At 46.5% G+C, this 20,599-nt stretch carries 25 protein-coding genes and 2 pseudogenes; 13 read left to right on the top strand and 14 right to left on the bottom strand.

Annotated features, from left to right (window positions below):
- Positions 1 to 123 precede the first annotated feature (123 nt).
- Positions 124 to 711 carry an RNA polymerase sigma factor gene (locus tag RDN93_RS16730; RefSeq protein WP_004323707.1) on the bottom strand — a complete coding sequence of 196 codons (588 nt, stop codon included), beginning with the start codon at positions 709 to 711 and terminating at the stop codon, positions 124 to 126.
- A gap of 635 nt (positions 712 to 1,346) precedes the next feature.
- On the opposite strand from RDN93_RS16730, the pseudogene RDN93_RS16725 reads away from it, so the two are divergent.
- The 11 genes and pseudogenes from RDN93_RS16725 to RDN93_RS16675 all read left to right on the top strand — a co-directional run.
- Positions 1,347 to 1,640 (top strand): annotated as a pseudogene (locus RDN93_RS16725) (Arm DNA-binding domain-containing protein); the annotation flags it as partial.
- 728 nt (positions 1,641 to 2,368) lie between these two features.
- A complete protein-coding gene (locus RDN93_RS16720) occupies positions 2,369 to 3,538 on the top strand; it encodes a hypothetical protein (protein WP_308746571.1) in 1,170 nt (389 codons plus the stop codon).
- Positions 3,539 to 3,540: 2 nt separating this feature from the next.
- The gene (locus RDN93_RS16715; RefSeq protein ID WP_308746570.1) at positions 3,541 to 4,467 is read left to right on the top strand and encodes a hypothetical protein; all 927 of its coding nucleotides are present in this window, start codon (positions 3,541 to 3,543) and stop codon (positions 4,465 to 4,467) included.
- Entirely contained in the window at positions 4,460 to 5,284 is an 825-nt protein-coding gene (locus tag RDN93_RS16710) for a hypothetical protein (RefSeq protein WP_308746569.1), read from the top strand. Before RDN93_RS16715 ends, RDN93_RS16710 begins: the two co-directional genes overlap by 8 nt.
- Before the next feature lie 11 nt (positions 5,285 to 5,295).
- Complete coding sequence (locus RDN93_RS16705; RefSeq protein ID WP_308746568.1) at positions 5,296 to 5,589, top strand: DUF4120 domain-containing protein; 294 nt, start codon at positions 5,296 to 5,298, stop codon at positions 5,587 to 5,589.
- Between the two features lie 12 nt (positions 5,590 to 5,601).
- Positions 5,602 to 6,105 carry a hypothetical protein gene (locus tag RDN93_RS16700; protein WP_308746567.1) on the top strand — a complete coding sequence of 168 codons (504 nt, stop codon included), beginning with the start codon at positions 5,602 to 5,604 and terminating at the stop codon, positions 6,103 to 6,105.
- A gap of 232 nt (positions 6,106 to 6,337) precedes the next feature.
- Complete coding sequence (locus tag RDN93_RS16695; protein WP_308746566.1) at positions 6,338 to 7,303, top strand: hypothetical protein; 966 nt, start codon at positions 6,338 to 6,340, stop codon at positions 7,301 to 7,303.
- Positions 7,287 to 7,562, top strand: a complete 276-nt coding sequence (locus RDN93_RS16690) for a hypothetical protein (RefSeq protein WP_308746565.1) — start codon at positions 7,287 to 7,289, stop codon at positions 7,560 to 7,562. Before RDN93_RS16695 ends, RDN93_RS16690 begins: the two co-directional genes overlap by 17 nt.
- Positions 7,549 to 8,352: a DUF4121 family protein gene (locus tag RDN93_RS16685; protein ID WP_308746564.1), complete on the top strand. Its 804-nt coding sequence runs from the start codon at positions 7,549 to 7,551 to the stop codon at positions 8,350 to 8,352. The genes RDN93_RS16690 and RDN93_RS16685 overlap by 14 nt, the downstream gene beginning before the upstream one ends.
- Positions 8,353 to 8,354: 2 nt before the next feature.
- Positions 8,355 to 9,125, top strand: coding sequence for an N-6 DNA methylase (locus tag RDN93_RS16680; RefSeq protein ID WP_308746563.1), 771 nt, complete (start codon positions 8,355 to 8,357; stop codon positions 9,123 to 9,125).
- A gap of 121 nt (positions 9,126 to 9,246) precedes the next feature.
- A complete protein-coding gene (locus RDN93_RS16675) occupies positions 9,247 to 10,404 on the top strand; it encodes a hypothetical protein (protein ID WP_118032969.1) in 1,158 nt (385 codons plus the stop codon).
- Positions 10,405 to 10,509: 105 nt separating this feature from the next.
- Here the strand turns inward: RDN93_RS16675 and RDN93_RS16670 are convergent, their stop codons facing one another.
- Genes RDN93_RS16670 through RDN93_RS16660 form a run of 3 tightly spaced genes read right to left on the bottom strand, consistent with a single transcriptional unit; the run spans position 10,510 to position 12,726 of the window.
- Complete coding sequence (locus RDN93_RS16670; RefSeq protein ID WP_308746562.1) at positions 10,510 to 11,208, bottom strand: hypothetical protein; 699 nt, start codon at positions 11,206 to 11,208, stop codon at positions 10,510 to 10,512.
- 7 nt (positions 11,209 to 11,215) lie between these two features.
- Entirely contained in the window at positions 11,216 to 12,265 is a 1,050-nt protein-coding gene (locus RDN93_RS16665) for a competence protein CoiA family protein (RefSeq protein WP_308746561.1), read from the bottom strand.
- 5 nt (positions 12,266 to 12,270) lie between these two features.
- Positions 12,271 to 12,726: a hypothetical protein gene (locus RDN93_RS16660; RefSeq protein WP_308746560.1), complete on the bottom strand. Its 456-nt coding sequence runs from the start codon at positions 12,724 to 12,726 to the stop codon at positions 12,271 to 12,273.
- Between the two features lie 277 nt (positions 12,727 to 13,003).
- Here RDN93_RS16660 and RDN93_RS16655 point away from each other — a divergent pair, with 277 nt between their 5' ends.
- The gene (locus tag RDN93_RS16655; protein ID WP_004297770.1) at positions 13,004 to 13,366 is read left to right on the top strand and encodes a hypothetical protein; all 363 of its coding nucleotides are present in this window, start codon (positions 13,004 to 13,006) and stop codon (positions 13,364 to 13,366) included.
- Positions 13,367 to 13,561: 195 nt separating this feature from the next.
- Here the strand turns inward: RDN93_RS16655 and RDN93_RS16650 are convergent.
- The 10 genes and pseudogenes from RDN93_RS16650 to RDN93_RS16605 form a co-directional block, all read right to left on the bottom strand.
- Positions 13,562 to 14,134, bottom strand: a pseudogene (locus RDN93_RS16650) (tRNA (adenine-N(6)-)-methyltransferase).
- A gap of 10 nt (positions 14,135 to 14,144) precedes the next feature.
- Complete coding sequence (locus tag RDN93_RS16645; protein ID WP_288214917.1) at positions 14,145 to 14,609, bottom strand: DUF3872 domain-containing protein; 465 nt, start codon at positions 14,607 to 14,609, stop codon at positions 14,145 to 14,147.
- Positions 14,610 to 14,629: 20 nt separating this feature from the next.
- Complete coding sequence (locus RDN93_RS16640; protein WP_308746559.1) at positions 14,630 to 15,217, bottom strand: conjugal transfer protein TraO; 588 nt, start codon at positions 15,215 to 15,217, stop codon at positions 14,630 to 14,632.
- A complete protein-coding gene (gene traN / locus RDN93_RS16635) occupies positions 15,214 to 16,131 on the bottom strand; it encodes a conjugative transposon protein TraN (protein ID WP_060451330.1) in 918 nt (305 codons plus the stop codon). The genes RDN93_RS16640 and traN overlap by 4 nt, the downstream gene beginning before the upstream one ends.
- A gap of 59 nt (positions 16,132 to 16,190) precedes the next feature.
- Positions 16,191 to 17,489, bottom strand: a complete 1,299-nt coding sequence (gene traM, locus RDN93_RS16630) for a conjugative transposon protein TraM (protein WP_308746558.1) — start codon at positions 17,487 to 17,489, stop codon at positions 16,191 to 16,193.
- Positions 17,440 to 17,739 carry a TraL conjugative transposon family protein gene (locus RDN93_RS16625; RefSeq protein WP_308746557.1) on the bottom strand — a complete coding sequence of 100 codons (300 nt, stop codon included), beginning with the start codon at positions 17,737 to 17,739 and terminating at the stop codon, positions 17,440 to 17,442. Before RDN93_RS16625 ends, traM begins: the two co-directional genes overlap by 50 nt.
- Positions 17,736 to 18,359: a conjugative transposon protein TraK gene (gene traK / locus RDN93_RS16620; protein WP_308746556.1), complete on the bottom strand. Its 624-nt coding sequence runs from the start codon at positions 18,357 to 18,359 to the stop codon at positions 17,736 to 17,738. The genes RDN93_RS16625 and traK overlap by 4 nt, the downstream gene beginning before the upstream one ends.
- 21 nt (positions 18,360 to 18,380) lie before the next feature.
- Positions 18,381 to 19,394 (bottom strand): conjugative transposon protein TraJ, encoded by a 1,014-nt coding sequence (gene traJ / locus RDN93_RS16615; RefSeq protein ID WP_004323338.1) that lies wholly within the window; start codon positions 19,392 to 19,394, stop codon positions 18,381 to 18,383.
- 3 nt (positions 19,395 to 19,397) lie between these two features.
- On the bottom strand, positions 19,398 to 20,042 hold the full coding sequence (locus RDN93_RS16610) for a DUF4141 domain-containing protein (RefSeq protein ID WP_044655412.1): 645 nt from the start codon (positions 20,040 to 20,042) through the stop codon (positions 19,398 to 19,400).
- A complete protein-coding gene (locus tag RDN93_RS16605; RefSeq protein WP_165938053.1) occupies positions 20,039 to 20,398 on the bottom strand; it encodes a DUF3876 domain-containing protein in 360 nt (119 codons plus the stop codon). The genes RDN93_RS16610 and RDN93_RS16605 overlap by 4 nt, the downstream gene beginning before the upstream one ends.
- A gap of 26 nt (positions 20,399 to 20,424) precedes the next feature.
- Here RDN93_RS16605 and RDN93_RS16600 point away from each other — a divergent pair, with 26 nt between their 5' ends.
- Positions 20,425 to 20,553: a hypothetical protein gene (locus RDN93_RS16600; RefSeq protein WP_308746555.1), complete on the top strand. Its 129-nt coding sequence runs from the start codon at positions 20,425 to 20,427 to the stop codon at positions 20,551 to 20,553.
- Positions 20,554 to 20,599: the final 46 nt, after the last annotated feature.

The raw sequence follows: 20,599 nt of genomic DNA, 5'->3' as shown, positions 1-20,599 counted from the left end.
TTATTTTCTATGATGACAAACGAGCAGATGAATTTATACTCATCAGGAGAAAAAAAAATCAAAAAAAAGACAGACGGGATAAGTAAAAATGAAAGAAGTATGCTATAACAAGTTACTATACAATTATATAGAAAGCACATTAATAAGAAATAAAATAGTAGCGGATGAAGATTCTTTCCTAATCTTTTCCATAGAACGGAACAATAGATTTCGGGCAGACTGGATATTAATTTTCATTATTTCTGAGATTTCTTCAAAACTCATCTCATGGATAAAGCGAAGATAGATTATTTCTTTCTGACGTCCGGTAAGTCCTTTCAATATATGATGAACCTCATCTGACAGCCCTTGGTCATGCATCCAAGACAATTGCTCATCAATTGTATAATCCAAATCAAATGCAAAGTCATAATCCGGCAATGATTGAAGTTTCGCATTACGAAGTAATTGATTATAAATCAAATTCTTTAATGCACGAAATAGGAAGGAACGTAACTTTGTATTATCTTCAAGAATTATCTTTTTCTGATAAAGTTTCAGAAACAGGTCTTGAATCAAGTCTTCTACCATCTCATTATCTCCCCCCACTCTACGACCATAAGCTAATAAATCATCAAAGCATAAACAGTACAATTGAGAAAATGCCATTTCATTTCCACCCCAAAATTGTACCCATAAATCTATTATGCGTTTCTGATCATTGAGAGTCATAAACTGAATTTAGTTCTCAAAATTAAACTTCTTAATATATTCATTCAACTAACATGGGACAATATTCGGAAAAAAAAAATAACTGTGCAAATATTAAAGAATTAATATCAGTAAACATTATATAGATTAATTGCTACATGGTTTATTTTATGGCTGATTCTAAAATAATGTAATCCACATGTAATAATAATCACCATATTTTCGAAGCAGAATTTATGGTATCCGAACCGTTCTTTGACAATACAGCATATTTTTATACCGCTGCTAGCATACTCAATTTTAATCCTAATTCTAAGAATCCTTTTGTTTTCCTATTTCTCATCAGGAACTACTCGAGAAAAGGAAATTAGAGAGAGGTGGAGGGAAAACAAATGGGGATGAGTAGGATTTACGTTATATATCAGCACTTTACGCAAGGGAAACAAAGTGCAGAGAATGTGAATTTGAGCAGAAGTTCTGTTATCAGATTGTTAATCTATTTTCCTGAATGGTAATGAGGTAGGAGAAAATAACTGATAGAAGAGTATTCGGCGACTCATCTTTCTGTCATTGCAGTGCTTATTCTTTGTAATACAATGTTTTGCATAGTGAAGATCAGTTCAACAACAGGTAACTTTGTCCATAAAAAGAGGCATATGCAAACAAGCAAATTCAAGGTGTTACTCTACCTGAAAAAGAGCAAATTGTACAAATCGAAACAAGCTCCGATAATGAAATGAGTAACATATGAGCAAACAATTGCCCAATTTAGTTACAAGTTCTCGTGCGATCCTAAGTTGTGGAACGCTCAAGAAAACAAACTGAACAGCGAGAACCAAAAGGCGATGGCAACGAATGGCAAGTTGAAACGCTTTCTTCTCTCGGTACAGTCGGCTTATAGAGAACTTTGCGAGCGTAGTGTAGTATTTACGGCATCAGGCATCAAGGAAGGAGCAGTTCCATTTCATCCTCTTTCCGTCCTCACGGCAAATCGTTAGAAGTTCCACCTTCACCACCTAACGGAACTGTCAAGACATTCATCATGCCGATAAACAGAGCCACGACATAGTCGGTGAGTGCCTCTTATGATTTGCAGCTCCCCAATAATCGAATTCGTCATCAAACTACTGCATGACATTATCAAGAATGTAGAATTAAATAATCCTTATACAAACAATAAAAAAAACTTCACCACATCCCTATTATCCTTTGCTGAGTTTGCCTATGCACATCTACTGGGATGTTCCTAAGTGGGACGCGCTACTGGGACAGTTTCTTGGTGGGACGACAGGGATAAGATCCATTCACCCTTCTTTAATCTGTCTATGCCTAATCTTTACCCTTTCCTTCAAAAAAGTCCGTTTCGCCGTTCAAATCCCTCGAAAGCTTGATATATGTATGAAAACAAATATAATATTATCTGGTAAGCCTACACTCTATTTTCCCTATTAATATCTTATTATATTTCAACTTCTTACCTGCAAAAATAGTCCGTGTCCTGCGGATTGCCCAAGGCAGCCCTATGGGCTGGTTGGCGAGCAAAAAATCATCCTCGCTACGCTCCGGTATTTTTTCCTGCCAAGCCTTGCACAATCCCGGACACGAACAACCCGGCAAGTAAGAAATCGAAATACTGGCTCCACGGAGCCGGTTATGTATAATTTTAAATGATTAAAGTATGGCTGAAATGACCGAAATGCAGGTTCACGAAGAACGAGTAATGAACCTCGTAGAAAGTAGCAGTGGTAACCCGACAATCATTCCACTCACAAAAACAAATGCGCACCGTGTAGAATCCATCCGGCGGATCGGAACGGACAAAGATGCGGTTACCTTCCATTTCCGCAAGAAAAGCAAAGGTATGTATATGTATATCCATACCTACACGGAAAACGGTGAAGAGAAGGAAGTATGTGCTTCTGACTTCAAAAACTGGGAAGTAACAGAATTCAAGTATCCCGGCTATCTGGAAAAACTGGAAGAAATCGCCGTCAATGCCTACCGATGGAACTCTCATGATCCGGAAACAAGGGCTGAAACGGACATCATGGGATATGAAAAGCAGCTTCATGAAGACCTGAAAAAAATACCGGAAGCAAAAAAACAGGATTACATCAATACTTACAAAAGTAAAATATCCGTTTTATTCCACAGCCTCTCACGCTGTGCAAACCCGATGGTGACAGGACGGGGCGGATTCAATTTCCAAAGGAATGAAAAGGCACAAAATGCCTATCAGAACAGATACGACGAATTCCTGAAATGGCGTGAGAAATTTCTGAAAACCATGCAACTGCTCACGGAAAAAGACAGGCCCGAAGAAGAAAAACGGGAGGAAACATGGCGCAGGCTGAAACGTGACATTGCAAGCAGCGCAAACACGATCCATGAGATTGATACGGGAAAAGCCAGAGGATACAACCGGGCACTCTTCGTCAGCAGCATCTTCAACAAGGTCAGCACATTTGCCGGCCATGGCGACGTGGAAATCGTACAGAAGGCAATCGACTTCATCTCCGAATATAATGCCGGCATAAAGAAGCCTGTCATCACACCACGCCACCGGTTCTTCCAGCTGGCTGAAACTGCCAGTCGCATGCGGGACAAGTTAAAGGAAACCCAAGAGCTGGAAAACAGGGAAGTTACGTTTGAAGGTGGAACCCTCGTTTGGAACTATCAGGAAAGTCGTCTGCAAATCCTCTTCAACAAAATACCGGAAGAGAGCAAACGCAGGGAACTCAAATCATCCGGTTTCCACTGGTCACCCAGAAACAGGGCATGGCAACGACAACTCAATCCGAATGCGGTGTCTGCGGCAAAGAGAATCTTAAACCTCCAAAATATCTGACCATGAAAAAAGAACATCTGAAATTTGTCATTGACTCCCGTTGTTTCCGAGGAAGCTGCGTCACATCCATGTCGGACGGCATACACTGTGACTACTACGGCAGCACACTGGAGGAACTCAAGAAACAGGAAAACAATCCTTTTCTAGTTGCGGTAACAAGAAATGCCATACACAAGAGGTCGCGTATTCATGACAAGTCATTGTGCCAACCCTTCCGTGAAATTACAGAGGAGAACTATTATAACTGTATGAACGAACTGCCTCCCGTCCGTCTGAAGCGCCATTCATTCTTTTTCGGCGAACCCTACCATGGCAGCCTGTACATGTTCTGTTTCACCATCGGAAAACGTTTTTTCCGGGGACTGCGTCCGGTCATGACACCGCAGGCCGAACTGGAGCGGCAAATAAACGAGCATTACCACAACATCACATTCAAGGGAAAAGTCACCAAAGGAAAAGCGGAGAGAATTACAAGCAAGGACAAGCAGGAGATTATCACCATTCCCTATTCATTCACCGACAAGGAAAACAGGGAACGTTTCATCTGTAACATGGTAACCGGAGGAAATGATGGTGGGGACACCTGCAAGGCCAGAAAAGACATGGCGAACATACTGCTCAGCCTGAGGAAACATCATTTTCTGTATTTCTCCGGATATGGCAGGCATGACGACATGGAAACATTGCTGGATGAAGTGGAGGAAAAGAGATACACCATAATAGCAAGCGGATGCCTCTTCCAGTTTCCTCCCTGCCGTGATTCCGTCTCATTCACCGGAACTGTCAAGGAAACCGGAGAAAACTTCTTCTACAGGATTTATGACCGGGAACTGTTCCTGCACATTATGCACAGGCTCAGAGCCGTCAAAAGAGAGAAAACACCGGCTGAAGCAAAAGCAATCCTCCTTAAATGCAAACGCTATGAATAATACGGAGCCATGGAAAAAATATGTTCCCGAAACGGTCAGCCTGTATCATGTGGACTACCGGGAGAATCTGGACGAACGCGAAGACCTGCAGGAACAGTGCATCCGGAACAATAACATGGAGAGGCTATATGAAACAGTCATGGAATGTTATGCTGAACAGGAAGCGGAAAGTCTGCTCAAAATACTCGAGGAAATCAAAGAGAAGATGGCAGAAGAGAAAAGGCAGGAAGAATTCGAGGAACACCGTGAAGAGATTACGGACCTCATCTTGAACAGGAGTGATACCGACCCGGCGGAAGAACTCATAAAAAATTCCGCCGCCGTCAACATGTACTACTCTCCCGGTGCGAAAATAGAGGAACGTATCGGAAAAGAATCCAAAGCCATGTCCTGTTACAAGGTCAGGCGCGCCCTGAAACTGAAGAAAGGACAGTTTGACACACTAATTGAAGAACTGGTGGATAATGCCACATACGGTGGTGAACTACGTATTTATTTCAATGCCGGGTTCAATGAACTTGTCACAAACGACAACGGAAAAGATTTCAGAACCATCCGTTTCCACGGGGATGTCATCGTAGCCGTCGCCAACAGTTTCAACGGTTCCGGCTACCACATCAGCCTGCCCCTGGACATTACGTTTCCATTCGTCAGGGACAGACTGTTCGTAGACTCACAGGTACGTTATTCCTATGCAACCGAAGTATGCGGAATGTGCAGGGACTGGTGCGACTCCACCAGCTGGGAAACTGAATACAAAACCGTCAGGAATACAGGCAGGAACAGACAGAAAGAAAAAACATTATCAACCAATTAAAACGGAATATCATGAAAATCATGTGCAAACAGGAGTACTACAACCAGGTAGTACAGTATGCGGAATCAATCAAGGACACTTCACTGCAGAACTGCATGGAACGTCTTGAAGCATGGGAAAAGAATCCAGACCGCCCGTGTGAGATAGAGCTCTACCACGACTGGGCCCCCTATTCGTTCGGGTTCACCCAAAGGTACCCGGACGGCAGCAGAGGGATTGTCGGAGGGCTGCTCTATCACGGTTCACCGGATGAATCGTTTGCCATACAGCTGACTCCCTTCAAAGGATGGCAGATACACACTTAAAGTTCCCGGAACATGGAAGAATGGATGCAGTATGCCAGGGACATGGCAAAAGCGGAAGAAGAGCTGGAGATCGAGCTGTGGGTGATCATCTCCTTTTACAGGACTACGGAGCAGGGTGGCAAAGTCCTGCTCTTCCGATATGACCTGCCACGGAAAGTGGCGGACAAATATGACTGGGTCGTCCGGTGGAGAAGGGCAAGACTGACCTGCCAATATCCCAAAGGGAATGTTACACATACCTACTGCCTGTATGACAGGCACAGCGGTGAAGACTATTCATTCGGCTCCTGCCTCTCCTCGCTGGCGGCAGCCAAGGCACAGGTCACCAAGATGGAACGGAGGATAAAGGAATACACCGCATGGCAAAAACAGAACAACCTCTTTTTTGACGAACAGACGGACGAAATGCTCCAAAAGGCTGTCGCCAAACTCAAAATAAAAAAAGAAAATGTACAGGAGGCAGAAAGAAGGCTGCAAAGGAAAGCCGAAAAGCACCAACGGGAAATGCGGAAATAGCAAAACGGATTACGCATTTCCATTTCTTGCCGCAAAGATAGCCGTTTGCCGGACTGAATGCGCAAGGCAGCCCTGCGGGCTGGTTGACAGGAAAAAAATCATCCTCGCTACGCTCCGGTATTTTTTTCCGTCAAGCCTTGCCGCAATCCCCGGCAAACGGACAACGCATCCAACAAGAAATAAAAATGCCCGTCTCACGACAGGCTCATGTATAACTAAAAAATGATCGGCTATGATTACAGATGAAAGAACCCGGAACAGACTGTATGCGGATACGGAAACGACACTTTTCACACTGGAAGACAAACCAGGGGCAATATTACGGATAATGGAAATCATACGGGACACCCCCGAATATGTACAACTTTCACCCCTTCTTCCGGCATACGCGGAAGAAGACCGGCAGGCAGAATGGTGGAGGAGCAAGAAACCGGACTTCCTTCTGGCGGAACTGCTGCATGTACTTCAACTATATGCACCGGAAGGATTCATACTGGGACCGATAACCGGGAGAACGCATGCTTTCGGATATACAAACCCGGAATATGAAAAAAATCTGATCTACAGGGCAGAGATCGAGCTTGACTGGGGATATGTGTACGGGAAAAAGAACGAATACAGAAAGAAGAGGAAACTTTATGAGGAAATCGCGGAAATATTCACCACGGACGGATATACGGCAGAGATGGAGAAAAAAGGAAAAGGATGCCGGATAACCAAAGGGAATACAAGGCTTTATTCACATTACGAATGGATAACCGGACAGTGTGAGGCCACACACCTGACCGGAACGCTTATCCGGTTACTCAGGGAAAGCAGGAGATTCAATCTGATTAAGTGCACCCTGCTTGATTTCATATTCAGTTTCACGCAGGAAGAGGAGCTGGAATTTTACCGGCAGCAAAACGAAACAAGCATATACTACCGGATATTCGACCTTTTCAGAAGGAAACCGTGGACTGTTACCGAAAATCTCATGACGGTGGCTTCAGAAATCAACATACCGACTCAAAAATATCCGGAAGGGCCCGACCGGGACTCCCCCGCTTACAAATATGTCCGGGAAGCCTATCAAAAACTCATAGACAAGGGATATCTGGAAGAATACACCCGAATCTGGATAAGGGAGGAGCTCCTTTGTGCAAGAGCAACCCAGGAAGGAATATCAAAAAACATATTCTATGGAACTCTGCTATAACCGTCTGCTACTCATCTTCCTGTGGCAGTACAACCACCACGGGGAAGAAGGGCTGAACCTGCGCCTTTTCGAGGAGACCTTCGGGAAGACACTGGGCAGTCATTATTACGACAAATGGATGAACTGTTTCAACCGGGACCTCCGGAACATGATCATCTATTTCAGAGGGGAGGGTGAAAACGGACAGAAGTTCTGTGACATGGTGGCCCGACAAATTGAAGTATACCGTAAAAATCGAAAACACTATGGAATTTACTGACCTTTATACAGTGGAAAGCCTGCAATGCTTCAACGGTTTCCATTACCACGGATATCGGGTAAACCAAAGTGACACGGACAAGGTAAACCGTCTCATTGCAATAATCCGGCAAGAACGGGAAAAGAATATCGGACCGGCAGCAGGTGACATTATCGAGTATACCTGCCGGAACGGTGACTGGTTTCAATCGGCACACATCGAAGAGATATGCGACGGACATTTCAAGATCTGCCTTTCCGGAAGCATCCCGTTCTGTTATGAAAGCGGGGACGGTGTCGGCTATAACGTCCATGAAGGGATATGGACTTATCCGAAGAGAGCCGCCTTAAGACCGGCAGGTATCAGGGAAAAGCTGTTCAGGACATGGGGACATGCCGGAAAATGCGCCAACGGGGAGGTATACTTCACAGCCTTCGTCCGTGCGTGGCAATATACGGAACCGGAACCCCTGTATGGCAGATATACTACCAGAAACTGGAGCAAATACCACATCAACAGGCAGCCCGACCCGGAACATGACGGCGAGTTCTTCTACATGACCGAAGGATTCACCCTATACTCACGCGAGGAACTGGACAGGCTGACCGGAATCCTTCACGGGGAACTCTTCGACGGGATATACAGCAACTCACTCGTTCTATGGGGATACCACATGAAATGGGAAATACTCACGGAACAGGAATGGAACAATACAAAAGCCGAAATACACATATCCTTTCTCGGAGAGTCCCCCGTGAAAATAATAACCAGCGATGATACCCGTACAATAACCGTCTATAAAAAGAAATAACAATGGCAAAATACGAAACCCCTCCCCCGGTCCGTCCACTTGAGAAACTGATAACGGATTTCTCCTACACAAACGGACTCGATCCCGTCAATGTATTCAACGATTTCCTGACCTATATCATCCACGGGTTTTCTCCCGGTGCTCCCCCACTGCAGAGCTGGAAGTACAAACGGCAGCAGAACATGAAATTTATGCAAATGCTCACCGGGTGGGTACGGCTCATGGCAAGCCGGATAAAGGATGATACAAGCTGGTATGACCCTTTCGGGGATTTATATATGGCACTGGTTTCCAAAAGTGCCCAGCAGTCACAGGGGCAATTCTTCACTCCGGTACATATCTGCGACCTCATGGTGCTGTGCACCCAAACGGAAGAAAAAAAGACCGGACAGAGGATGGGTGATCCGACCTGCGGAAGCGGAAGGCTGCTGCTGGCCTATCATGCACGGAATCCGGGAAACTACCCCATAGGGGAGGATATCAACCGGACCTGCTGCCTGATGACCGTATGCAATATGCTCATACACGGATGCGTAGGGGAAGTCATCTGCCATGACAGCCTGAATCCCGGAAACTTCGTGGACGGTTGGAAGGTCAATCCCATGCTTGCATGGACAGGCATACCCACGATAAAAAGAATGAACATGGAGGAATACCGGGCAGGCAGGAATCTTCCAGCATCCCCTTATATCATACGAAAAACGATGCCAGCGGGTGGCAGGAAGCGTAAGGCGGATTCCCCTCCGCCTTTACAAGCCATTTTCAAGATGTAATAACGACATAAAATATGATACCAAACACGATCATCTGCATAAAAAATGATTACATACAATATCTTATAAGCATACCACCGGTATGCCAAATTTATTTATTAACCCATTAAATACAGCAATTATGGAAGTTACAGTAATGCCGGCCGCTGCACCGGTACAGAAGCAGCAGGGATTGAACCAGGTAGTCATAAACAAGGTTCAAAAAATGATCGAAGGAAAACAGCAGGGTGTCATGGCTACAATCACCCGCCTGCTTGAAGAGGGAAAAATCGCGCAGGACTTCATCGCACCCATAGGAGTGAACCTGCGTAATGAGGACCGCCATCCGGTTATCACATTCCAGGCAGAGGAACAGGTACAGATGAACATGCCGGAAGGGAATTTCAACCTGCACGGAAATGCCATCAGCCAGATTTCCGAGAAAATGGGCATTCCGGCAAAATATCTCAGGGAGCTTTCCGCAGGAGACGCCTGGCAGAAACAGCTGTGCGCAACCATTCTCAACGAACATTCGGGATGGACGGGGCGTACACGCGTGCTCATCCGTGCGATAGGAACGGAAATCAGGGGTGTACTCTCAGACTCGTACCGGCGGCTCAACTCCGTGGACATACTAACCGCATTCATCAGGGAAGCGGCAAACAACGGAGCCGTCGTGTCCGACGCCTATATGAATGACACCAAAGTATGGTGCGAGACGATTCTTCCTACACCGGTTGAAATACCCACCCGTAAAAACGGGACGGTAATCATATTCGCGGGAGCAAGATTCAGCACATCCGATTTCGGAAACGGTTCGGTGGACATGCGCTCGTTCCTGCTCAACGGAGCTTGCCTGAACGGCATGGTACGTGAATCGGTCATGCGGCAGATTCATCTGGGAGGACGCTTGCCGGATACGCTTGCGCTCTCGCAAAGAACTTATGAACTGGACACCAAGACAACCGTATCGGCAGTCAAAGATTTGACTAAAGGGCTCTACAGCAAGGACACGATCATGCAGAAAGCCATCGAAATTCAGGGAGCGTCGGAAATAGACGTGGACTTTGACAAGGAACTTAAATCCCTGGTACAGCGTGGCGCGTTGCTGAAAAACGAAGGGCGGGAAGTCGAAAAGCTCCTGATGAACAACAACCCCGACGACGGCATAACAGGAGGGGCAACACTCTGGAAACTGGCACAAGGCATCACCGCCTTTGCACGGGAACAGGAGCCGGAACGCAGCAGGGAGCTGCATGAGATATCCGGGCAACTGATGAACCGGGTGAAAAACAACTGAAATGGAATCATAGAATGAAAAATCAACAGAACTTGCCGGACCTTCCATTGTCCGGCAAGCAACTGTAAAACAGAATCATTCACAATGGCCAAATTACCGGACTACTCAAAAATAATTAATATGCATGTGCTGATACGGATACTTTAATAAGAGTTCCTGTATCCGCTTTCTTTGTTCCAGCGCATATGCCATTCCCTCCTCAGTACACATGGCAGCTTCAAACTGTCCTTCCTGTAGTTGGTCCTTACGTATATAAGTTTTATTAAGCCAGATTTTGTCTGTTATCTTTTGGATAAAAATCACTCCTTTACCAGTAATACCCAATTGATTGTCGGGATATTTTTCAATAGGAAAAGGAACGCTGCAAATATCTCCATTATGTTTAAAAAACTCCTTGATAACCTCCCTCTTGTCCATTGAAAGGTCCCGCAATTCACGTTCCCGATAGCGGTCAAACAGGTGCGAGGTGAAGAATGCATATTCGTCATCCTTCTCACCACCACGAGCAAGTAACATATACCCCTTGCTAGTCAGATAAATCAAATAGACTTTTACATAAGGATGACAGCCATATCGCTGGAATGCTTTCCAACCGGGTGTAAAAGGAAGAACACAAAACGTAGTGTTATGGTCTACCTTATAATCCAACAGCTTGAACCATACATTCTCTTCATTCTTATGTTTAAGAAGATACCGCCGCATACCCTGGCAGTCTATCCGTTCCTTGGAACGGGGGAAAATGGAATCATGAATCTTATCATATTCCCTTGCTATCTCTTCATAGCTCATTGTTTCTACTATCATGGCAAAGTTATAGTTTTTCCATCGGTGGCATGGATGGGATTAGTTTGGTAATCTTATCATTATCCAAAACAAAATATTTGCACTGCCCTGCTTCGGTAGCTTCCGGATATCTGGGGGTACCATACTTTTTACTCAAGCAACAGAAATTCGGATTCATGCTTGTCCCATAACCAGAACGGCGAAATTTGCACAAGCGACAATTTTTAATATCAAAACCTTCCTGTAGCGCCCTAATCAATCCATAATCATATATTGACGGTTCACCGACGTAATTACAATAATCCCCGTCAATATTTAGTTCGAGAATTGCACTACGGTTTCTTCTCCCCTCATTGCATACAGGCATATCCTCATAATTGGAGACATAGGCTTTCCCGCTCCGAAAGAGCAGGAAGCGAAACAGTTGCCGTTTATCTAAAAGAACACTTTTTACAGAATCCCGTTTAAATCCATAGAATACTATTTCCTGTTCATTTTCACTGACAGGACAATCCATCAATCGCCTGATGTCATTATCCGACCGGATATGAATTTCTATTATTTTAAGGGCAGAACTCCTTTTAGCTTCCGCACACCTGTGAGTCACATAAAATTCAATAGAAACTGGCATCCTATCTTTTCGGGTACTCTTTGTCAAGAGCAAATCAGCACGGTAGTTACCCACCTGTTGTTCTTCCATACAGGTATCATAATATTCCTTCAAATCATATTTTCCCATTATTATATCATGACATCTTTCTTTTCGATAGAACGGGCATGACAGGTTACGGGAGCATTTGACCCGCAAAGTATATTCGATTCCAAAAGATTGCGAATTATCAAATTTTCTTTTCAACATCAATTTTGCCAGTTTATGAAGATAAGTTTCCGAACCGCATGATTCACCATCTTTATGGGCAAAATGATGTGCTTTCCCATTACCTAACCTGGCCGTCATTAACGCACCGCACGAGATACAATGAAAATCATGTTCTTTTCTGTACTCGGAAGATACATTATCAATATCTATGATGGAATAGTTCTCGTCATAGGCAAAATGATATCTGACAGTACACATAAAACTTATTTATTAGTAACAAAATCAATCTTACAGTCAAGTGCAGTGGCAACCTTAGCCAATATATCAAAACCCGCCGAATACCGTCCCTGTTCAATACAATACCGATTGACCACATCAATACCGTATCTGGTAGTCAATGTCTTGGTATCCATTTTCTTCCCTTCATATAATTGCCCGATACGTACCCCGGTCCGCATTCGTTCCTGTTCCCGGCCCAACTGGAAACGGATAATATGGCTATAGTTGTTTTTTACAAGGTATCTGTTAAATTCCCACACCGTGTCCATATGGACACCGTAATGTGTGTTAAATACCTCTTCCTGAGATTCAGACAATACATTGTCAAAACGTTCATTAACCAGACAGTTCAAATCCCCCGTAAAACCGATGATACAAGCATCGCCATTTTTAGCTTCAACTTTCGCCCTCCGGTGATCAATAAATCCAGCACGTGCCATACTACTTATATCGTTTTTATTGTGGCATACCCCACAGTTTAATTGAAATACAAAGTTAAAAAAAAGAACGGATAAAATTGTCGTATTCACCAATTTATTCAGGTTGCCCTATACTCTCTCTGCATCTCCCCATAAACAGTCAACCGTTCTTCCAGTTCCCCTACTTTATTAAATTCAAATTCATCCGTCTATAAATTTACACAGAAACTATTTTTTGTATCTTTGCTTCCCTTTTACAGACATTTATTGAAAGAGAAAACTTATATCAATACTCAAAATGGAAAATAATAATTCGAGCCTGTATGCACAAAAGGCCGTTGAAAGTTTCTATCTGGACCGTCCATACGGTATAAGAATTGATTACTCCAGGAAAGGTTTCGTTCTGTTCAACCGGAAACTGAACCTGCTTGGAATGGACAAATGGAACTCAATTGAGGAATTACCGCTGGAAGAATATGACAACCCGGAAGAAATACCGGTTGAAGGGGTGGATATTCAAAGAAACAGCAGTAAAGTGGACGTATTCTTCTACACGGACAAATCCAGTCCCTACCATAACGGAACACTAGATATGGAGTGTCTCAAAAAATACAACAAATATATCTACCGTTTGTCAGTACTGCTGGGCAGAACCCTATAATAAAAGAGCCGCGAGCAATATGGCATACTGTTCACGGCTCCGATAGCATGTAATCTAAGGTATATAGAAAAGTTCAAACTCCCTCTTCCGCCTTGTCAATCATGGAAGGCGGATTTCCGGCACGGGCGGAAAAGGCGGAAATCGAAAGAACAATAAAAAAGTTTTTTCCCATAATCCATTTTTCCGTTTGTGCTTTCAAACAACGCCGAAGGAAAGTCCGGCGTCTTCTTCCGCAATATTCCGATTCAAGTTATCCACATCCCGATGCATACGGCTGTAATCATTCCGACAGACCGCCAGTTCCTCAAACACGATTTGTTTAGGCAAAAGACGGTGACAATAATAGCTGCTGCCAAATGGGACACCTCCCCCTTTGTCATACTGGATGCGTTTGTCAAACATCAGCAATTGAAGCTCCCTGTCCTTGAACAGCTGGCACGGACCGACACTGTTGAGCCAAAAATTGGACATCAGCAGGGCGAACGGCTTGTCCAGTTGCAGGCAGCGTTCAAAAACATCCATTTTTCTGCTGAAAGGCGGATTAGATACAATAATATCTCAACAATCCGGCTCGTAAGCAAAAAAATCCTGTCCGGTATTTATATGCGAGTATTTTACCTGAAATCCGGCTTCCTGCAGATGAAGCACGAACTCGCTGTGGCACGTGTCAAAAGGGCACCATATAATCTTCCCCTCAGGCAGATACTTGATGATGGGAGCCACTCCGTATCCCGGAGTATATTTCTCGTCACTGCAGTTCAAGAACATCCTGCTCAATTTACTGGACACGGGCTCCTCCTTCCGTTTTCTCCGCCCCGTCATTCCTGTTATTGAAACTGAAACTCAGCTGCCAGACATCCTGCCAGTTATTTTCAAAGTACAAATCAATCGTTTGTGCCTCATTCGTACTCCTTGAAGTGTAATACAACCGGAACTTCTTCTCACTCAATAAATAGCGGTCATTGGGTTTCAGAACCGTACCGTCTTCCAGCTTCAACAATCCGTTCCCGTCAGGCTGGAAATAGCGGAGAGTATAAAGCGTTCCGGAAAAATTGCCCTCTTCAGTAATTTCCAGACGGATTTCCACCGTCTGGCCGCCGGCTATCTTGTCCGCTACGGGCATCGCCTCTACCGTGAACGGATATTCCTGCTGAATATCCAGGTCATCACTACAAGATCCAAAACAAAACAAGGAGACTGCCATGCAGCACAATATCATTATCTGATCAAGTATCTTTTTCATTTTTCGTATGGATTTAGTCATTATAAAATGTATTTCACGCCCAAGCCATATTGGGTATGGAAGTGCTTTGCGGCACTCCCCCAAAGAACACGTTCACGAAGACGCAGTAACAGGACGACCTTGTCTGAAAGATAAGTTTCCGCTTCCAGTGTCACTGCACCGCCATAAATGAACGATTCATGTTTTTTCAGGACGGCACCGTCAAAGAGCAGTCCCTTTCCACCGTTTACAGTTTCATACCCCATCAATCCCGAAGCACCGATATTCAGAAATACATTTTTCCCCGGGTCGGAAAAGAAATTGTAATAGTAGCCACCTTCCGCAGTATACTGTTTCAAAGGGATACGTGTATTACGGTAGGGATAATACCGCCGCATGATTTCAATACCCGATACCCATTTATTTCCTCCCTTAGCATAGGTAGAAACGGCAAGTCCGAAAGCGAATCCCGTATCATTACGTTCCTTCCCGCAATAAAAACCGTCAACCATATCCGCCATTAGCTGCACACCTTTCATACCCGGCAGGCAGCGTTGGGCCTGCGCCTGCCCCAAAAACAGGGCAAGCATAGCCGCAAGCAACAACACAAATTTTCCGGTCATTCTCATCGTACCTTCAATTCGTTGACGGGTTCAGCACGCACAAGGTCCTCATTATCCACCTCAAACATCTGGTGGCGTCCTCCCTGTTTCTCATACATCTCCACCACCAGTTTCTTGTCCTCCGGTATCGTAAATTTGGGTAACGCGAACACCGTACGTTCCGAGGCCTTTCCATCCACACGGGTCACATAGTTGCAGGCACGCAAAGGATAGATCACCTGTTCCTGCATGGCGGTACGTTTCACGATCTTTTTGTCGACAATCTTGAAGGTCACGAAATCCACATCAAACGGGACATTCGTCTCATTCCTTAGCTGTGTATGAAAGTACAGCAGGTCATTATGGGTATAAAGCCCCCTAAGCAGGAACTGGACCCCGAAACGTTTACAGCCGATATGTCTGACCCGTCTTTTGTCCTGCCTGTGCACGGACTTCATAATCAGGCGTACCAGACGCGGGGACTCATTGCCCAGTTCCTGCAAATAGATTTCCATGGCATTGTTCGGACGGTTCACCGTTTCACCGTCATGGATGAAATCGCACATCTCCACGTTCAGCAGGAGCGGTTCATCCGCATATCTGACATTGAACGTGTAAAAATTTCCATCTTCAGTGATCACGCTCATGTTCGTCTCATCCCGGAAATGCTTTTTAGCAGCTTTCACACGAATCACGTTCTCCGCCGCATCCGCCTTTCCGGCTATCAGATTGGTGGACCCCAGGTCCACATACTTGATCGGGGAAGGAAATATCACATGTACCGTTTTATCATAAGTGATTTCCAGCCCGTGCGGGGCTATCATCCGGCTAAAGCCGATCTTGCGGCTCAGTCCCTCAAAAAAATCCCCGCTACTCAACTGCGCACTGGCAGCCGTCACACCCGTCATCAGGGCAAAAAACATCATCAGAATCTTTTTCATATCCGATTGCATCTTGATTGGTTGGTTAATGATCGATTTTCTTTTACTGCTTTTGTGTCTCACTGTTCGGGAGAATGAAGCAACAGCCTGTGTCCTGCTTTCAGAGTGACCTTCACCGTCCGCATCTTTTTAGCGACATATCCCGACACGCCCTGTATCACTCCTTTTCCCAGGTCCGAAGCGATCTGCGCCCCGGCATCCGTAGAGATATTGATACTGCCGTTCATGGAGGTTCCCATATTTGCCGCTATCTCACGTGCCGCATCATACTCCATCGAGTTGGGGACCGGTATTCCCCGCTGGCCGTCCGCATCGTAAACCTCCAGTTCTACCGGAATAACCGTACCTTTATATTCAACCGCCTGAACAAGGACATCAAGCCGTTCACCTTCCATACGGGCTCCGCCGGTCAGGATCGTCCCCTTAGGAATAAACCGGTCATCGACCACCATCGGTTCCAGCAGGCGGATACGCAGCGCCTGACCGTCCGAAACGGTCTGTGTACCGTGTACGCAGGCAGGAATGGTATTCCTGTCGGAAGTCAGCACTTTCCCCACGGGAGTATTGAACCCTACATTCCTTTCCCCCGCAAATCCGTTTCCTGATTCCCCGTTGCTCGCGGGTTGTGACAGGGAAGACACCACCTGATGCCGGACCTGTTTTACCGGTTTGACAGCCGTCCGCTGCCTTTTATCCATTGCCGGAGAAGTCGTCGCCGCCTGTTTCCCGTTGTATCGGGCAGCCAGTTCATAGGATTTCTCCATCAGCGCCATTTTCTCTTCCATCGTAGTCTCCTGCGACGGCTTTTTCATCTGCCGTTCATGCTCCAGCTCTTCGATACGTCGGAGCAGTTCATTCCTTTCGGAGTTCTCCGCACGGGTATAAAAATTATCCAGCGTACGGTTCATGTTACGGTAGGCACCGGCAGAAGAACGGACAGTATTATGGGAACCTGTAGAGGGGTTATCCGCCTCTTCCACCGGTAATTCCGCCATGCCTTCAGGCAGGTGCACCGTATCCTTACCGGAACTGCCGAACAGCGAGGCCATCTCCTGAAATGCATTTTTACGGTACTTATCCTTTTTTTCCAACTCTTCACGCTCATAAGCGTCCACCTTGTTGCCGTCCATCCTTTGCCGTCCGGGGGAGGGAATATCCGTATTGAATCCCTTCTCTTTCTCCTCCGCCGCCCTCTCCTTCTCCGACGGCGAATAAATCAGCCATAACGAACCTGCAAAGAGCAGGCACATGGCGGGATAGACAATATACCTGGTACGCCTGCGTTTTTCCTCCGGACTCAAAGGTCTGTCAGCAGACAAGCCTAACAGTATCCTGATTTTCTGAATGTCCATAATCATAATAGTCTTTAAAGTGAATGGTTGTATTTTTCTCCGGCTTTATATCCAAAGGACGGATATGCTCAATTTTCAGTCCCCCGCCCGGTTCTCCGAAACCTAAAAGGGAAGAGAGGATCATATACAGGCAGCCTGCCATAAACAGGGCAAATGCAACGGCGATGACAGCCAACCGCTGCCCTGTCGTCAGTCTGCGGCAGTATCGGTGTATCAGGATATCCGCCTGTTTCCACGGGTATTTTCTTCTTCTCATCGGTCGGCACTCCTTAAATCCCTGTTTTCCGTAATGGTAAAATGCTCGATAATGAACCCGTTCGGATTGTCATCCGACCTGACAGCATTCTGAAGCCGGCACTCCGTCACCAGGCTGCGCTCCGTCACGTTGCTCTCACGGATGATCATCTGCCGGGCATACGTCCTCGCCTTATAGGGATAACTGTTGAAGTCGCAAGACACGCTGTCCACCTGGACAACCTGGTTGATGTTACCCGAAATCAGACGGTTGTAATACCCTTTTTCGGCAAGGTCCACATAATAATGGTAGGCACTCTTGTCGGCCAGCAGCAGAGCCCGGTGAATATTGTGCTCGATGGCGTCCTTCTGCGGCGAAAGACTGAAGAAGAGTTCATGGAAGCGCCTCACGTGCTCCCTGGCTTCCGCCGGACGGTTCTGCGAAAGGTCCTGCGAGATCGCAAGCATCAGCGACTTGCCGCCGTCCAGCACATAGATCTTTTCACGCTGCTTCTCGGCAAAGCTGTAGGAGCTCCACAACGAATAGCCGGTAATGAGCGTGCAGCAGCATACAAAGGCTGCCAGCATCAGGCGGATACGCCTGAAGCTGCTTTCAATATTGGTCAATGACTTGAATTCCATCTGTGAATCGTTTTTGATTGTTTATTTTCCACGTATACGCCCTCCGATATTACCCAGTGCCGCACCGCCGGCACCGGCAGTGAAACCACCGGCTTTAGTCGCCGTACGGTTCAGATTGCGGGAATAGTTGCCGCCACCTCCCGCCTGGACAATCCAGCCGGAAACGGTCGGAACGGTAAAATAACCGACAATCCCGATCAACATGAAAATGATGTACACGCAGTTCGAATTGTCCAGTGAATAATCGGGATTTCCCTGCAGTTCGGCAATATCGTTCTGAAGCATAAGCACCTGTATCTTGGCAAGCATGCAACTGAACAGGTCGCTGACAGGAAGCCACAGGTAGACCGATATATATCTTGTGAACCACTGCCCGAGCGTGGACTGCAAGCCGTCCCATACCGAAATGGAGAAGGCTATCGGACCCAGCACGGAAAGTACCACCAGGAAAAAGGTCCGTACCGTATCTATCAGCAACGAAGCGGCTGCAAAGAGCAATTCCAGCAGGCTGCGGAAAGCGTCACGGATACTCTTCTCCAGATTATACATGCCCACTTCCATATACATTCCCAGACGGGTGGCGGCGTCTCCCGGAGACCAGCCGAGCTCGTCCAGCTGGCGGTCAAACTCCTCATCACTGACCAGATAGGCGGTTTCGGGATTGCGCATCATGGCCTCCCTCTCCAGCCGGTCTTTCTGCGCCCTGTATTGCTGCATGTCCAGTGTCTGCCCTTCCAGCATCCTGTGGGTCCCCTGCACAATGGGACTTAAAATACTGTTCATCGTTCCCAGCACCAGTGTCGGAAACAGCAGGATACAGATACCCAGCGCAAAAGGGCGAAGCAGCGGATAGACGTCCACCGGCTCGGCACGGGCCATCGACTGCCAGACGCGGAGGGCGACATAAAACAGGGCACCCAGCCCCGCAACGCCCTTCGCCACACCCAGCATGTCCTCGCAAAGAGGCATCATCTCATTGTACAGACTCTCCAGTATCGTATGGAGGCTGGCAAAATCTATCGACAACAACACCATAGGCTACCAATATCTGGAGGTTTCATCACCATAGAGCCTCATTACGCGGTCCATGTCGTTCCTCTTCCTGGCACGCAGGTAGCTCACGGCGATATTCCTGTTCGTATAATAACTGACAAGGTTCCGGTAACGACGCATGTCACGGTAACACTCATCCACCACGTCCATGCGGTCCTTGTCCGTCATGGAGAGGGTGCTGACATCGATTACCTGCTTCAGATCCTGCAATACGCCGTTGCTCTCCTCCAGAAGTTTCGTATAGCCGGAAGCGATGGCGTCCAGTTCCCTTGCCGAGAAATTCTCATCCTTCATCATCCTGCCGAAGCCGGTGACATAGATATCCGACACGTCACCCACCATCAGGATGATTTCACGCACCTTGCGGGCGTCCCTCACCAGGTTGTTCACGGATTTAAGGGCGTCATAGTATTTTTTTGACTGCTCATAGATCTTGACCGTTTCGGAAAAGCTCTGCGCGGTGTTCGTGGCCGTCTTGGAGGTATGCGCAATATTGTCCGACATGTTGATGATACCCTGGGCCAGGTTTCCGGGATCGGTAACCACCCACTGAGCACTTGACTGTACGGTTGCCAGCAGAAACACCGTACAAACAAGGCTTGCCTTTTTCCATATGCCTCCCGTTCTCATCGTCTGTTTTCATTACGTACATAATCACCGTGAGGGGAAAAAGTCAGCACATCGGTCGCTTCATTATAGGACACGTCAATACGGTATCCGGTGTTGATGAAAAGGTTGCCGTTCTCCTCGACCAGCAGGTAGGTCCGCGGTTTCAGGACACGCGTCTTTCCGCTGCGGGAAAAGACCGTCACCTTATAGGCTCCGCCTTCCTTGTAGACCAGCACGTCAGGCTTACCCTCCACGCTGCTCCACGAACCGCAGAGTCTGTCACAGTCCGTTCCGTTTGCTTCCATACAACTTTGCAATACCATGGCGGCCATGCCGACCAGGCATACCGCCAGCCTCACCAATTGTCTGTTTCTCATAACTTCGTTCATTTAGGGGTTGATACTTGTTTTTGTTCCTCTCTTTTCCTTTCAGCCAGCCGCCGGACGGCAAGCTCCAGATTGCCGCCCAGTTCCCGCGTCAGTTCATGGAGTTCCAGCTTCTCGGATTCCTCGGTCGTGTACACGTAGGCTAAGCACCCAGCGCCTTGTCATATTTCTATGGTAGGTTTCCGAGTACTC

It is taken from the genome of uncultured Bacteroides sp. (genome assembly GCF_902491285.1).
In the GTDB taxonomy this organism is placed as follows: domain Bacteria; phylum Bacteroidota; class Bacteroidia; order Bacteroidales; family Bacteroidaceae; genus Bacteroides.
The sequence above is the reverse complement of the archived record's forward strand: the minus strand, read 5'-3'. Positions and strand labels throughout refer to the sequence as shown.

Bases quoted from the DNA above. Each gene is read 5' to 3' on its own strand.
- RDN93_RS16730 (WP_004323707.1), bottom strand. From the start codon at position 711: ATGACTCTCAATGATCAGAAACGCATAATAGATTTATGGGTACAATTT.
- RDN93_RS16720 (WP_308746571.1), top strand. From the start codon at position 2,369: ATGGCTGAAATGACCGAAATGCAGGTTCACGAAGAACGAGTAATGAAC.
- RDN93_RS16715 (WP_308746570.1), top strand. From the start codon at position 3,541: ATGAAAAAAGAACATCTGAAATTTGTCATTGACTCCCGTTGTTTCCGA.
- RDN93_RS16710 (WP_308746569.1), top strand. From the start codon at position 4,460: ATGAATAATACGGAGCCATGGAAAAAATATGTTCCCGAAACGGTCAGC.
- RDN93_RS16705 (WP_308746568.1), top strand. From the start codon at position 5,296: ATGAAAATCATGTGCAAACAGGAGTACTACAACCAGGTAGTACAGTAT.
- RDN93_RS16700 (WP_308746567.1), top strand. From the start codon at position 5,602: ATGGAAGAATGGATGCAGTATGCCAGGGACATGGCAAAAGCGGAAGAA.
- RDN93_RS16695 (WP_308746566.1), top strand. From the start codon at position 6,338: ATGATTACAGATGAAAGAACCCGGAACAGACTGTATGCGGATACGGAA.
- RDN93_RS16690 (WP_308746565.1), top strand. From the start codon at position 7,287: ATGGAACTCTGCTATAACCGTCTGCTACTCATCTTCCTGTGGCAGTAC.
- RDN93_RS16685 (WP_308746564.1), top strand. From the start codon at position 7,549: ATGGAATTTACTGACCTTTATACAGTGGAAAGCCTGCAATGCTTCAAC.
- RDN93_RS16680 (WP_308746563.1), top strand. From the start codon at position 8,355: ATGGCAAAATACGAAACCCCTCCCCCGGTCCGTCCACTTGAGAAACTG.
- RDN93_RS16675 (WP_118032969.1), top strand. From the start codon at position 9,247: ATGGAAGTTACAGTAATGCCGGCCGCTGCACCGGTACAGAAGCAGCAG.
- RDN93_RS16670 (WP_308746562.1), bottom strand. From the start codon at position 11,208: ATGATAGTAGAAACAATGAGCTATGAAGAGATAGCAAGGGAATATGAT.
- RDN93_RS16665 (WP_308746561.1), bottom strand. From the start codon at position 12,265: ATGTGTACTGTCAGATATCATTTTGCCTATGACGAGAACTATTCCATC.
- RDN93_RS16660 (WP_308746560.1), bottom strand. From the start codon at position 12,726: ATGGCACGTGCTGGATTTATTGATCACCGGAGGGCGAAAGTTGAAGCT.
- RDN93_RS16655 (WP_004297770.1), top strand. From the start codon at position 13,004: ATGGAAAATAATAATTCGAGCCTGTATGCACAAAAGGCCGTTGAAAGT.
- RDN93_RS16645 (WP_288214917.1), bottom strand. From the start codon at position 14,609: ATGAAAAAGATACTTGATCAGATAATGATATTGTGCTGCATGGCAGTC.
- RDN93_RS16640 (WP_308746559.1), bottom strand. From the start codon at position 15,217: ATGAGAATGACCGGAAAATTTGTGTTGTTGCTTGCGGCTATGCTTGCC.
- traN (WP_060451330.1), bottom strand. From the start codon at position 16,131: ATGAAAAAGATTCTGATGATGTTTTTTGCCCTGATGACGGGTGTGACG.
- traM (WP_308746558.1), bottom strand. From the start codon at position 17,489: ATGATTATGGACATTCAGAAAATCAGGATACTGTTAGGCTTGTCTGCT.
- RDN93_RS16625 (WP_308746557.1), bottom strand. From the start codon at position 17,739: ATGAGAAGAAGAAAATACCCGTGGAAACAGGCGGATATCCTGATACAC.
- traK (WP_308746556.1), bottom strand. From the start codon at position 18,359: ATGGAATTCAAGTCATTGACCAATATTGAAAGCAGCTTCAGGCGTATC.
- traJ (WP_004323338.1), bottom strand. From the start codon at position 19,394: ATGGTGTTGTTGTCGATAGATTTTGCCAGCCTCCATACGATACTGGAG.
- RDN93_RS16610 (WP_044655412.1), bottom strand. From the start codon at position 20,042: ATGAGAACGGGAGGCATATGGAAAAAGGCAAGCCTTGTTTGTACGGTG.
- RDN93_RS16605 (WP_165938053.1), bottom strand. From the start codon at position 20,398: ATGAGAAACAGACAATTGGTGAGGCTGGCGGTATGCCTGGTCGGCATG.